This is a genomic window from Candidatus Gastranaerophilales bacterium (assembly GCA_028693235.1).
GTDB lineage: Bacteria > Cyanobacteriota > Vampirovibrionia > Gastranaerophilales > Gastranaerophilaceae > JAQUVW01.
In genome coordinates this window covers 104003-116435 of record JAQUVW010000004.1, presented here as the reverse complement: position 1 = coordinate 116435, position 12433 = coordinate 104003, and the positions used below count along the sequence as shown (strand labels likewise).

The window sequence follows — 12433 nt, the reverse complement described above, 5'->3', positions numbered from 1 at the left end:
GCTTTTTTTGTTCCTATTTTGTCAGGCTTGAATTGTCAAATTCAATGATGAAAGTCGGTAGTTTATTAATCATATTATTTATTGTTTTTCAGTTGATTTGATATTTGATAGAGATAATAATAGAAAGGTTATAAAAATTATTTTTCATTTTCCTTTCTATCTCTATATTTTTAATAATAATTTTAATAAAAAATCTTATTGATATTTGCGAAATTCATAGTATTGAATATTTGAAATATGGTACAATTTACAAAAAGGATTTTTATGATTAAGCGAATATTTAGTATAACTTTTCTGTTAATAATTTTCTCGGTCGGAGCTTGTCATGCCGCAAAGTACAAAATTAACACTTCCGGGGTCATTAAAACGAATGGGAAAATTATACAAACACAAACGAATATGAATCCATATAATGTTTATACCCCACAAACATATAATGCTACAAAACAAGTAGCTCAAGTTCAAATTGTTAATTTAGTTATGGACTATTCTGGAAGTATGTCCAATTGTATTGAAAAAACAAAATCAATTATGTCCTACATAATCGCCCAAATACCTCAAACCACAAGGGTTGGATTAAGAGTATTCGGGCAAAGCCAAAATACCTCAAATTCTACCCGTCTTTTAGGAACAATTAAATCTATAAAAAAAGAAAATAAAAAATACAAAGTTATTGCAAATTGTAATCCAGCAGGAAGAGCATCTGGTGCTTGTTCTGCAACAGAACAAGTAGCATCAATAACAACGGCGAATGCTAACTCGTTAATTGCGGGTATGAATTCAGTGAGGATTGGAACCTCAACACCAATGGTCTACGGTCTTGATAGAGCTATAAATCAAGATTTTGCATATTTAGATAAAACCACCCCCAAAAAGGTTATTTTAATTACTGATGGCGGTGAAAATTGTGGAGGCGATCCTTGTGCATTTGCTAAAAACCTCATAAAACAACGTTCAGATGTTCATGTGGATATAATTCTTGTTTCTTCAGACAATGATGAAGGATTGGCTTGTTTAGCTTCTACTACAGGGGGCAAAGTCTATAACATAAACAACTTGTCTAATCTACAATCTGTATTGACCCAAGCTATAACCTCTCAACCGGGGCAAATAAAACAATCGCCTCAAAATAAGACTCAATATGAATTTTATAAAGATTAAATTAATGTAATTTCAAAATTTCCATTATAAAATTTTACGGTAAAATTTAGAACTTCATTGTTATAGGCAGATGGAGGAGAAGTATATGTTGGAACTGCTAATACAGCTTCATAAACAGCATCATTCAACATTCCATTGTCAGATTGAAGAGTAAATCTTCTGTTTTGCAATGCCCCTGCTTTAGAAAGGGTAAATGATACAACACAAGTCCCGTCTCCTAAAATGTTTGTAAAATCAATTTTTGATGCAATTTTATTTCTTAAAGAATACTTGTAATAATTAAGTTCTTGCTTATTTATTTTTGATGTTGAAACCGGTTTGGCTTTTATTTGAACAGGTGTTTGTATGATTTTTTGCGTTTTGACTTGCTGTTTAGGCATTTTATTTTGCTTATTAGCTATCGTTTTATTAATATTTTGTTCTTTTGTTTGTTGAATTATCTCAATAGGTTTTTCTTCTATTTGTTGTTTAATTGAGGGTTCCTTTTCTTGCTTTTCAGGCATTTTGCTTGGAGTAGATGAATTCCATATTTTATCAATGTTGGGAATGTTTTGATTATTTTCAACTTTTGTATTTTTTATAGAAGAAGTATTAACAGCTTTGGGATTCCAAGCAAAAAGAAGAACAAAAGCTGATAAAAGTAAGCAAAACATAAAAATACAAACAGATGGAATATGAATTTTATTCTTTTTTGTGGCGTCGTTTTTAGTTTTATATATATGTGGTTCTTTTTTATTATCTAAATTCGAATTTATGGATTTGTTTTCTATAATTTCATCAAATTCATCATTACCACATTCGCAATAATCAGGTTTGATATCATAATCAAAGCCACATTCTTTACACCTAAACATTGTGTCCTCACTTTTTTTCTATATCATTATAATCACTAGGTTTACTATATTTTGCAACTTGAGAAACTTTAAATCCGCCATCAACTGTTGTTGTAATGCGATTTGACGACCTTGGGAAATCTAGAATAGAATGTCCTTGATAACCTCTTATAACAGGTGCTATATACTGAATTGCAAGAGGTGTATAAGTGGGATTTAAAGACCAAGTTTTAACATTAGAAACCTTACCATATCTATCTACAACAAAGCTAAATTTAAAAACAGTACCGTTTGGAACCCCGCCAATAGAGGCATCATTCATTATTTGATTTTGTATATTTGATCGCCATACATTCCAAGCGATTTCTTCTTGTTTTGCCAGCGATTCTAGAGTTTTTTTGGATTTTGCAGGTTGCATTTTTATGGAAGAAGCAGGCTTTTTAATTTGTTGAACCGTATTGTCTTTTATTGTTGAAGTTCTTTGTAGATGTTGTTTCGAATCTTGTTTTGTAATTTGAGGTAATGCTTTATTTCTTTTAACTTCCGATATGTAGTTGTCTGTTTTTTGGGGCAAACTTTTTGACAAAGTTAGATTTTTGGTTTGCACATTTTGCAAATCGGATTTTTGTGAAGAGTCATCATTTTGGACTTGTTCAAAATTTGAATCATAAACCAATATTTTTGTATGAAGATGTGGCTTAATCCCACAAATTAAGAGTGTAATAAATATAATTAGAGCTATTAAAATTTTAAAAAATAAATTATAAAACATTAATCTTTATCTATTTTTGATATTAATCCATCACAAACGAAGGATTCAAATTTGGTTGCACTTAACATATATGTTTCCGCAATCAAGATAGCAGTAGGAACAAGTGCCGCCAATACGCTCAACAGCATTCCGCCCAAATCTCCACCCATTTCTTGCATAAAATATGAGATATTCATTGTAAATTCTATTCCGATAATTGCAATTCCAATAAGAAAAGATTGTCTCATTTCAGAATTAAGTTTTCTGACTCCTTGTAATCCGAATATTTCTACCCCGTGGTTAATAAAATTACTAAATCCGTCGGTTTTTAAAACATTCGAAGCCTGAATTTTACGATTACAAGTAAAAGCATTAACAAAAGCAAAAAATGCAAAGACAATCATTACAGTTGCTAATACCAAAAATACCGGACTAAAACGTAGCCCTGATATTCTTATCCAGCCTGCAGCTTCAGGGAAGCACATTGCTAGGGTATTAGAAACCCCATACGCCAAAAACGGAGCGGTCAAAATACCTAAAATTATTTCTCCGATTGATTTTAACTGCAACATAAATAATTTATCTTTTATGTTCCTTATTTTTGTCAAACTCATGTTATTGGCAAATCTTTCAATCCAATTTTGATATTCTTTTACTACTTTTTCAAAATCTTCTCTATATTCAAATTTATTAAGTTCCTTTGATAATTCAACGTTATTATGTTTAAAATACCCGCAAGCAATTGCAAGTGTCATTGCAATTGAAGTGAATAACAACGAGATTAGAACTGCGAAAACAGGTATTGTTTTTGGCGTCAAATAATACAAAACATTTATGAGATAAATTGCAACATAAAAGACTGAGGACATAACAATCATAAATTTTTCAGCAATTATTGATGTATCACTGTCAATATTTGACTTGTTTTGTAAATAGAGGAAAATACCTTGTTTCATAATTAGTCCAAGCCCATATAAAACAAAAGCAAAAACAAATATTAATTTTAAATTTGTAGGCATTTGAATTACATTTGAAGATTGAGCTAAAGGTAGTCCCATTAAATAATTTGAAACTCCAAAAGAGCAAATCAGAGAAGCTAGTAGTAATGCAATATGTAAAACAATTCCCCCTTTTGAATTCATTGACAATTTATGTTGTAAATCATTAATTGTATGGGATACCTGATTTATTATAGAAATTCTTGCTTGCTCAATTTCACTTTTTCTTTTTTCAATTTTTAATCGAATATTTGCATTTACTTCATCGCCATATAAATCTTTTAAATCATTTTCGGTAAGATTATCCTCTTTTAGCTCAACATTAGAGGAAGTCCCAATCATTTTTATAGTAATAAACTCATCTGAATCTGCAATCATAATTTTGCATATTTTTTCAACTTCAAGTCGAGCAGGCAGAGGCTTTCCTTTGAATAAAAATTTCTCGTTGTTAAATTGATTCAACAGAATACATTTATTAGTTTTTAAATCATATTGGACAGCCAACATAAAGTCGAAATCGACATCAAGTTTGAAATCGAAACCATCTTTTGAACAAATATTGACTAATTCTTTATCTGAAAATGTTTTTTCTTTATTTTTTGAAATTATTGTAAATGCCATTATTTAAGAAACTCCTATCTTCCAATTGCTTCTAAAAATTTACGTTGAGCTTTTGTTGAATTTTGCTCGGTTGCAATGATGAGTCTTTTTTCACCTAAAACAGGTGCCAGTTTTGTTTTGACAAAATCAAGTTTTTCAGGATGAGCAAAAACAAACATCATAGCTAAGTCAGGTGCATATTTCTTGACGTTTTCAACATTAGACGGCAAAGTATCCCAATTAATTTGAGTTGAAGTATCTCCTTCATTAGCCAAATCGCCGATTACGACTATTGCTGGAACATATCCTTCTTTCTTCATTGTTAAAGAATGTGAAAATGCTTTTTTAAGCCCTTCGCCATAAGCTGTTCCGTAATTGTTTTCATCATATTTAGTAAATGTATTTACGGCTTTTGATATTCCTGAAGAATCACTTGGGGAACCTTCAAATATTAAATATGCTTTTTGCGAAACGTTTAAGATTTTTATTTCATCTTCTGGGTCAAGAATAGAACAAAATGATTTTAAATATTTTATTTGTTTTGGTAACATTTTTTGGTTAGATGCTGATGAATCAACGACAAAAATAATCGCTGATTTATGAAAATCATCTACCTTAATATTTTTTGAAAGAACAAATAACAATTTCCCTATTATTGATATTGCTAATATTATAATTCCGATAATTATTAATCTTTTATTCATAAATTTTAATCCTTAATATTTTAACATTACATTCAATGGTTTTATTAATTTCAATTCCAAATCCGTATAAACAGGAATTTCCGCATCAACACCTTTTTCGGCAACCGAAGAAACCAAGCTAATGCCGGCACCGCTAGCGGCACCAAGTGCAGCAGCTTTCCCCAGATTGGAGCCACTACCGCTAAAACAAGCAGCAGCTAGTAATCCGACAACCGCACCAACTGCAGCTGCGGTTATTACAGATTTTGTAGACTTTGCAATTTTTCCCTCATTTGTGACGGAAAAATCAATCGGTTCAGTAGAAATATAATAAATCTTATTATCTGGTGTTGTAATTTTATTGAAATCAATAATCGCTTTACCGTTAAAAGAACCAACTGAAGCATGTCTAGCGTTGGTCAAAATGCCAGAAACTAAGCTTCCTTGTGGTGCTATAATATTTCCATTGTAGCTCCAATCTTCTGACAAAACAGCGGTTACGACATCTCCTTTTGAGGCAGTAGATGTGTTTATTGGCGTTTGTAAATATGTTTTAAAAGTAGTGCCCGAAACTACTTTCCCTATATACCCCTTTAATGCAGTTGATTGGCTGGTTTGACTTTTTTTTGCGGGAGCTTGATATTTTGTTGTTGTTGAGTCAAAACTATATAAATCGGTTCCGTTGTTTGACAAGATTTTATTTGATTGAGTTTCAAACAAATTTATATAATTAGTATTAAACGATTCTTCATAAACAATATTGTTTGTTTTTAGCATTTTTAATATTGCTTTATCAAGTCTATTGTTAGAGGTTGATTTATAGAAATAAAACACATTCGAACCTGTAGTTTGCAAAATTATTAATGCAGAATTTGAATTATCAGTTTTTAAAACACCATAATAAGGATCTGTTTTTGTTAAGTCATATTTTTCTTTCAAATAGGATTGTTCAACATAAGGTTTAAGCAGGCTTTTATTGGTATTTTTAACAAAATAAAGATGCGTAGAGTCCGCAAAACAAATATTTGACGAAGCAAAATAAAAAAAACATAGAAATAAACAAATGAATTTTTTCATTATTTCATCTCCTTATTTTTATAGTTTGTACGAGTAGTTTTTTTAGTTGTAATAACAGAACCATCATCATTAAATTTTATTAAATAATCAATAACACTCATTGAAACAGGAGCGTGAAGTTTAGGTTTTTCACAAATAATCATGCCTGTTCCGATTACGGCTATGATTGTCAAAAAGGTGGCACAAGTTTTAATATATTTCTCTTTCCTAAAAAAGAGGAACAAAAAACAAACTAAAGCTATTATAAGTAAAACGGAGATAAGTCCAATAATATTCATATATCCACCCTTCACCAATTATAGTCTTAAAAGAACTAAAAACCGTCATTTTGAATATTATTTTTAACATTAATTAACGCAAAATTACAATATATTAATTGCATTTTGTAAGTTGGTTTGCCGGATTCCACTCATCTTGGAGGTGGTTGTTTATAAGATTTTTATAATAATTTTCTTTATAGTCTAAAAGTTCAAGTTGATTTTTTAATTCTTCCATTTTTTTTATGGCGTTAGTTTTTGTATTTTTTATTATTTCAAAACGTTCTTTTATAGTTGAATCACCTTCAAGACACAAATCAATGTATTTTTTTACTTCTTTTATTTCTGTCCCAACGCTCCGAAGGCAATTAACCATTTTTACCCATGCCAAATCGTTTTCGTTAAACATTCTGATATTATTTTTATTTCTTGATATTTCTGGAAATAGCTCATTTTTTGCCCAAAATCTGAGTGTATGTTCAGATATTCCCGTTTTTTCTGATACTTCTTTTATTGTGTACATTTTACCCCCCTTGACTGATAGTTACTATCAAGTTTTAAAATTATAATATCATAGATTTAAGTTAAAAATAAAGGTAGAAAAATGATATTAGACAAAATTGATTCACCACAAGATTTGAAAGAACTTTCAGTTGCTGAAATGGATGAGCTTTCGGCTGAAATGAGAAATTGTATTTTAAAAAGAGTAAATACGATAGGGGGCCACTTGGGTCCGGATTTAGGAATAGTTGAGGCGTCAATTGCGATGCACTATGTATTTAATTCGCCTGTCGACAAGTTTGTATTTGATGTTTCCCATCAATGTTATCCTCATAAAATGTTGACAGGCAGAAAAGAGGGCTTTACAACAGCTGATAAATATTTCTCTGTTTCGGGCTATTCAAATCCTGAAGAAAGTGAACATGACCATTTCATAATTGGACATACTTCAACATCGGTAAGTTTGGCTACAGGATTGGCTAAAGCAAGAGATTTGAAGGGTGAAAAATACAACGTAATTGCTTTAATCGGCGATGGCTCTTTAAGTGGCGGAGAGGCTTACGAGGGGCTTAATAATGCAGCTGTCTTGGGGTCAAACATTATTATTGTTGTCAATGACAACGAAATGTCTATTGCTGAAAATCATGGCGGCTTGTATGAAAATTTAAAATTGCTAAGAAAAACTAATGGAAAATCAGAGCTTAATTTCTTTAAGGCTTTAGGGTTTGATTATCATTATGTTGAGAATGGAAATGATATAAAATTGATGATTTCGGCTTTTGAAAATATTAAAGATTCTGAAAAACCTACGGTTTTACATATTCACACCTTAAAAGGTAAAGGATATGAACCTGCTGTGATTGATAAAGAATTTTATCATTGGCAAATGCCTGGATTTATGGAGCCTAAAAATGAAACAATAACACAAGTTGAAAGCTATGACAGTATAACTACTGATTATATTTTGAACAAACAAAAAAATGATAAAACTGTTGTTGCTATTTCGCCTGCAACTCCGGGTGCTACAGGATTTTCAAAAGAATTCAGAAGTTTGCTTGGCGACAATTATACAGATGTAGGAATTGCAGAGGAGCACGCAATCGCATATTCTTCAGCTATTGCAAAAAACGGCGGAAAACCTGTATTGGCGATATTGAGCTCCTTTGTTCAAAGAACGTATGACCAACTTTCACAAGATTTATGCTTAAATAACTCACCCGCAACCATTTTGGTATATTGGGGAGGGCTTTCAAATGCTGATATGACGCACTTGGGCTCTTTTGACATTCCTTTGATTAGCAATATTCCAAATATTGTTTATTTAGCTCCTACAACAAAGGAAGAGTATCTGGCTATGCTTGATTGGTCTGTTGAACAAAAAGAGCATCCTGTTGCAATAAGAGTGCCTTTTGGCGCATTTGTATCTACGGGTAAAAAGGATGAAACGAATTATTCCTTGTTAAATAAATATGAAACTGTTGAACAAGGTGATAAAGTTGCGATAATTGCTGTGGGAAATTTCTTTAATCTTGGAGTGGCTGTAAAGACAGAATTACAAAAGAAATTGGGAATAAATGCTACTTTGATAAATCCAAAATTCTTAACAGGTACTGATGAAGAACTTTTAAATTCACTAAAAAATAATCATCAAGTTGTAGTTACTTTAGAAAGTGGGATTTTAGATGGTGGCTTTGGACAAAAAATTGCAAGCTTTTATGGACCAACTGATATGAAAGTTTTAAATTTTGGCGGAAAGAAAGAATTTACAGATAGAGTTCCCATGGAGGTTTTATTTGAAAAATATCATTTGACTCCTGAATTAATTGTCGATGATGTTAAAAAGGTTCTATAGAAAGGTGTTTTTATGAAACAAATAATTGACCCTGTTTTCAAAACGGCAGAATTGAGTGAAAATCAGTATTTTGTGGGGCTTGCCTCTGCCCAAACCTTGGTTGAAATTGATGACTTTAATTGTCCGATTTGGAATGTGGTATTTGAAGCAAAAAGCCGTAATAACTGGCATAAACACCCAGGCGGACAAATCTTGTTGGTTATAGATGGCGAAGGATACTATCAAGAAAGAGGAAGTTCAAAAAAGAAAATTACAAAAGGTGATGTCGTTAAAATTCCACCCGATAAAGAGCACTGGCATGGTGCAACTGAAAATTCTAAACTTGTTCATCTTGCGATAGGGGCAAATATCAACCTTGGTATTGTTGAATGGTTAGAGCCTGTTTCTGACGAAGAATACTATAGCTAAATTTAAGGACGCATTTAGCGTCCTTTTTTATGTAAATAGTTGCTTTTTATTTTGTATCTGGTGATATAATGTATAATATCTAAAAGGAGAAATCATGAGAGACGAATTATTAACTGTAATTGAAAAAAACAGCAGAATTGATTTGAAAGAACTCGCTGTTATTCTTGGTGTAGAAGAAATTGATGTCGTTAATGAACTCGCCGCATTGGAAAATGAAGGTATAATTTGCGGTTATCATACTTTGATAAATTGGGAAAAAACATCTATCGAAAAGGTTACCGCATTGATAGAAGTAAGAGTCACGCCTCAACGTGGTCAAGGCTTTGATAACATTGCCGAAAGAATATATAACTATCCTGAGGTTAGAGCTGTCTATTTGATTTCAGGCGGATATGATTTACTTGTGACATTAGAAGAAAAATCATTGAAAGAAATTTCAAGTTTTGTTTCTGATAAATTATCTACGTTAAACAGTGTTTTGAGTACCGCTACTCATTTTATATTGAAAAAATACAAAGACCACGGTACGGTTTTGTCAAAGAAGATAGAAGATAAAAGAGAGGTAATTACTCCATGAAAAACCCTCTTTCAAAAAGTGTTATAAATATAAAACCGTCAGGTATAAGAAAATTTTTTGATATAGTTCATGAAATGCAAGACGCAATTTCTCTTGGTGTTGGAGAGCCTGATTTTGATACCCCTTGGCATATAAGAGATGAAGGTATTTATTCTTTAGAACGTGGACGTACTTTTTATACCTCGAATTCCGGTTTAAAAGATTTAAAACAAGAAATTGCCAATTTTACCAAAAGAACACAAGGAATCAGTTATGATTTTGAACATGAAGTTTTGGTTACAGTAGGTGGTTCAGAAGCTATTGATATCGGTTTCAGAGCTATGATTAACTCAGGAGATGAAGTTATAATTCCTCAACCCAGCTATGTTTCTTACGAACCTTGTGCTGTATTAGCAGGTGCGAAGCCTGTTATTATCGACTTGAAAGCAGAAAATGATTTTAGATTAACACCTCAAGAACTACTTGATGCGATTACTGATAAAACAAAAATTTTGGTATTACCTTTTCCGAATAATCCGACAGGTTCTATTATGGAAAAATCAGATTTAGAAGCTATTGCAAAAATTGTAATAGAAAATGATATATGGGTAATGTCTGATGAAATATATGGGGCACTTACTTATAAAGGTGAACACACATCTATTGCATCGCTCCCCGGAATGAAAGAGCGTACGATTTTAATAAACGGTTTTTCAAAAGCATACGCAATGACCGGGTGGCGTTTAGGCTATGCTTGTGCTCCAAAAATTCTAATTGAGCAAATGACAAAAATTCACCAATTTGCTATTATGTGTGCACCTACGACAAGTCAATATGCTGCTATTGAGGCATTAAAACACGGTGACGATGACGTGAAAGAGATGAAACAATCTTATAATCAAAGACGACGTTTTTTGATGCATAAATTTAAAGAGATGGATTTAGATTGTTTTGAGCCATACGGTGCTTTTTACGTGTTTCCGTGTATAAAAGAATTTGGACTATCCAGTGAAGAATTTGCGACACGATTTTTGCAAGAAGAAAAAGTCGCAACAATCCCCGGAACCGCTTTTGGGAATTCAGGAGAAGGCTATTTAAGAATATCTTATGCTTATTCATTAGAAACATTAAAAATAGCTATGGAAAAATTGCAAAAGTTTGTGACAAAACTTAGAGAAGAAAATAAAGCTGAAAAAGAAACCGCAACTCTTTAAAGCTTACTTTCTTGTTTGTGTTTTTTCTTGCAAGTAATCATTTTGCTTAAAGTATCAGATGGATTATCTTCGTGGTATTCGATAGCGTGCTCGGATTTTTCGTGGTAATCGATTAAATGGTAATGCATAGACATCTCAAGATTGATTAGAGCTATGTTATAGCGGTATTGCGAATTTATCACGTTTAGCAAGGATTGATGATAGCTTTTTATGGCATCTTGAACGTCTAATTGGTTCATAGAGCCTAAGGTATAATTATTTTTTGTGAGAGTCAAATTGTTTTCTGCAATTTTGTTTTGTTCTTTTGCAATCGGGATTAAAGATTGGGTTTCATTGACTGTATTTAAAGCTCTTCGCACTCTATAATATAAATCTTTTTTGAACTTGTTAATGGTATCTTGTGCTATATTTAGTTCTTGATTTGCACTTTTTATATCGTATTTTTGTTTCATAAGATTTAATGATGAGGAAACATTAACCCCAATAGCCAAATCGTTATTATAATATTGATTTGTGTTCAAAATATCATAACCAATTCTTCCTCCAATTTCAGGGTAATATGAGCGTTTTACAAACAACAACGATTGTTCCATTGCGTTTTTTACAGCAACGAGAACTTTTAAATCAGGGCTGTTTTTGTACGCAAGAGATGTTGCTTCAGAATATGTAAAATGAGGATGTTCGAATATAGTTTCATCTTTTTTTATAGTGGCATTTTTTTTGTTAGAAATATTTATATAAGGTGATTTTTCTGTAAAATATTGAAAGGTTTGAGTTTCGTAAATTTCATAATTAGGAGCATTATCAAGGAACATTGCATTATTGAGATTTTCTTTTGCATTTGCATAATCATCTTCAGCATCAAGCATTTGGATTTTTGCTTGAGATTGTTGAATTTGAGAGTTTAAAAAATCGACTTTATTCTTTTTTTTAGATAAAACCAAATTTTCCATCTCTTTTGTTGTTTGAGCTTCAATTTTGTAATTTTGTTGAGCAGCAGCGAAAATAGCCTTTGCTCTTAAAGTGGCATAATATTTATCTTTGATGTCGAAAACAGTGGAGCAAACAGAGTCTTCAAATTCATATTGTGCTGCAATTTTTAAAAATTCTTCCATTCTGATATTGGCGGTAGTTTTTCCAAAATCCCAAATCATTTTATTTAGCATTACGTTAAAGTTAGGATATTCTTTATAATTGTGATAAAAATCCTCATGGTCAGAGTTATAAATTTGACCAATATTAGCACTTAGCCCAAGAGTAGGAAAATATTCTGATTTAGCTGTTCCAACATTACTTTTTGCAAGCTCATACTTGTGCTCATATTCTTTGATTATCGGGCTGTTGCTTATTCCGACGGCAATACAGTCTGTAATGGATAAGATTGCACCATCTTTTATCACCGGTTGTTGATGGTGATGTTCCGTTTCGCAACAGCAGTGGTGAGGTGCTTCAATGGCTGAAACTTTTGAGCTATATAAAGCAAAACATAAAACAATTAAAAATAGTGAAAATATCTTTTTGTATTTATATTTTTTCATAACA

The 12433-nt window shown here is 31.7% G+C and carries 13 protein-coding genes; 5 read left to right on the top strand and 8 right to left on the bottom strand.

Going from position 1 to position 12433, the window contains the following annotated elements; all coding sequences use genetic code 11:
• The first annotated feature begins 264 nt into the window (after positions 1 to 264).
• Positions 265 to 1161 (top strand): VWA domain-containing protein, encoded by an 897-nt coding sequence (locus PHV37_07910; GenBank protein MDD3238004.1) that lies wholly within the window; start codon positions 265 to 267, stop codon positions 1159 to 1161.
• Here PHV37_07910 and PHV37_07905 read toward each other — a convergent pair.
• From PHV37_07905 to PHV37_07875, 7 genes are all read right to left on the bottom strand, one after another.
• Positions 1158 to 2015 (bottom strand): TonB C-terminal domain-containing protein, encoded by an 858-nt coding sequence (locus PHV37_07905; protein MDD3238003.1) that lies wholly within the window; start codon positions 2013 to 2015, stop codon positions 1158 to 1160. The two genes, PHV37_07910 and PHV37_07905, sit on opposite strands and share 4 nt — an antisense overlap.
• A gap of 7 nt (positions 2016 to 2022) precedes the next feature.
• A complete protein-coding gene (locus tag PHV37_07900; GenBank protein MDD3238002.1) occupies positions 2023 to 2670 on the bottom strand; it encodes a hypothetical protein in 648 nt (215 codons plus the stop codon).
• A 95-nt stretch (positions 2671 to 2765) separates the two neighbouring features.
• Complete coding sequence (locus tag PHV37_07895; protein MDD3238001.1) at positions 2766 to 4364, bottom strand: hypothetical protein; 1599 nt, start codon at positions 4362 to 4364, stop codon at positions 2766 to 2768.
• A gap of 14 nt (positions 4365 to 4378) precedes the next feature.
• On the bottom strand, positions 4379 to 5047 hold the full coding sequence (locus PHV37_07890; protein MDD3238000.1) for a VWA domain-containing protein: 669 nt from the start codon (positions 5045 to 5047) through the stop codon (positions 4379 to 4381).
• A 12-nt stretch (positions 5048 to 5059) separates the two neighbouring features.
• A complete protein-coding gene (locus PHV37_07885) occupies positions 5060 to 6103 on the bottom strand; it encodes a hypothetical protein (protein MDD3237999.1) in 1044 nt (347 codons plus the stop codon).
• The gene (locus PHV37_07880) at positions 6103 to 6381 is read right to left on the bottom strand and encodes a hypothetical protein (GenBank protein MDD3237998.1); all 279 of its coding nucleotides are present in this window, start codon (positions 6379 to 6381) and stop codon (positions 6103 to 6105) included. The genes PHV37_07885 and PHV37_07880 overlap by 1 nt, the downstream gene beginning before the upstream one ends.
• Positions 6382 to 6475: 94 nt before the next feature.
• Positions 6476 to 6883 (bottom strand): MerR family transcriptional regulator, encoded by a 408-nt coding sequence (locus tag PHV37_07875; GenBank protein ID MDD3237997.1) that lies wholly within the window; start codon positions 6881 to 6883, stop codon positions 6476 to 6478.
• An 81-nt stretch (positions 6884 to 6964) separates the two neighbouring features.
• On the opposite strand from PHV37_07875, the gene PHV37_07870 reads away from it, so the two are divergent.
• The 4 genes from PHV37_07870 (at position 6965) to PHV37_07855 (ending at position 10891) form a co-directional block, all read left to right on the top strand.
• A complete protein-coding gene (locus PHV37_07870) occupies positions 6965 to 8713 on the top strand; it encodes a 1-deoxy-D-xylulose-5-phosphate synthase (protein ID MDD3237996.1) in 1749 nt (582 codons plus the stop codon).
• Positions 8714 to 8725: 12 nt separating this feature from the next.
• On the top strand, positions 8726 to 9121 hold the full coding sequence (locus PHV37_07865; GenBank protein MDD3237995.1) for a cupin domain-containing protein: 396 nt from the start codon (positions 8726 to 8728) through the stop codon (positions 9119 to 9121).
• Between the two features lie 94 nt (positions 9122 to 9215).
• Positions 9216 to 9698 (top strand): Lrp/AsnC family transcriptional regulator, encoded by a 483-nt coding sequence (locus PHV37_07860; GenBank protein ID MDD3237994.1) that lies wholly within the window; start codon positions 9216 to 9218, stop codon positions 9696 to 9698.
• Positions 9695 to 10891 (top strand): aminotransferase class I/II-fold pyridoxal phosphate-dependent enzyme, encoded by a 1197-nt coding sequence (locus tag PHV37_07855; protein ID MDD3237993.1) that lies wholly within the window; start codon positions 9695 to 9697, stop codon positions 10889 to 10891. The genes PHV37_07860 and PHV37_07855 overlap by 4 nt, the downstream gene beginning before the upstream one ends.
• Here the strand turns inward: PHV37_07855 and PHV37_07850 are convergent.
• Positions 10888 to 12429 (bottom strand): TolC family protein, encoded by a 1542-nt coding sequence (locus PHV37_07850; GenBank protein MDD3237992.1) that lies wholly within the window; start codon positions 12427 to 12429, stop codon positions 10888 to 10890. The genes PHV37_07855 and PHV37_07850 overlap by 4 nt on opposite strands.
• Positions 12430 to 12433 lie beyond the last annotated feature (4 nt).

Excerpts from the sequence above, each read along its gene's own strand:
- PHV37_07910 (MDD3238004.1), top strand. The coding sequence starts at position 265 with ATGATTAAGCGAATATTTAGTATAACTTTTCTGTTAATAATTTTCTCG.
- PHV37_07905 (MDD3238003.1), bottom strand. The coding sequence starts at position 2,015 with ATGTTTAGGTGTAAAGAATGTGGCTTTGATTATGATATCAAACCTGAT.
- PHV37_07895 (MDD3238001.1), bottom strand. The coding sequence starts at position 4,364 with ATGGCATTTACAATAATTTCAAAAAATAAAGAAAAAACATTTTCAGAT.
- PHV37_07890 (MDD3238000.1), bottom strand. The coding sequence starts at position 5,047 with ATGAATAAAAGATTAATAATTATCGGAATTATAATATTAGCAATATCA.
- PHV37_07885 (MDD3237999.1), bottom strand. The coding sequence starts at position 6,103 with ATGAAAAAATTCATTTGTTTATTTCTATGTTTTTTTTATTTTGCTTCG.
- PHV37_07880 (MDD3237998.1), bottom strand. The coding sequence starts at position 6,381 with ATGAATATTATTGGACTTATCTCCGTTTTACTTATAATAGCTTTAGTT.
- PHV37_07875 (MDD3237997.1), bottom strand. The coding sequence starts at position 6,883 with ATGTACACAATAAAAGAAGTATCAGAAAAAACGGGAATATCTGAACAT.
- PHV37_07870 (MDD3237996.1), top strand. The coding sequence starts at position 6,965 with ATGATATTAGACAAAATTGATTCACCACAAGATTTGAAAGAACTTTCA.
- PHV37_07865 (MDD3237995.1), top strand. The coding sequence starts at position 8,726 with ATGAAACAAATAATTGACCCTGTTTTCAAAACGGCAGAATTGAGTGAA.
- PHV37_07860 (MDD3237994.1), top strand. The coding sequence starts at position 9,216 with ATGAGAGACGAATTATTAACTGTAATTGAAAAAAACAGCAGAATTGAT.
- PHV37_07855 (MDD3237993.1), top strand. The coding sequence starts at position 9,695 with ATGAAAAACCCTCTTTCAAAAAGTGTTATAAATATAAAACCGTCAGGT.
- PHV37_07850 (MDD3237992.1), bottom strand. The coding sequence starts at position 12,429 with ATGAAAAAATATAAATACAAAAAGATATTTTCACTATTTTTAATTGTT.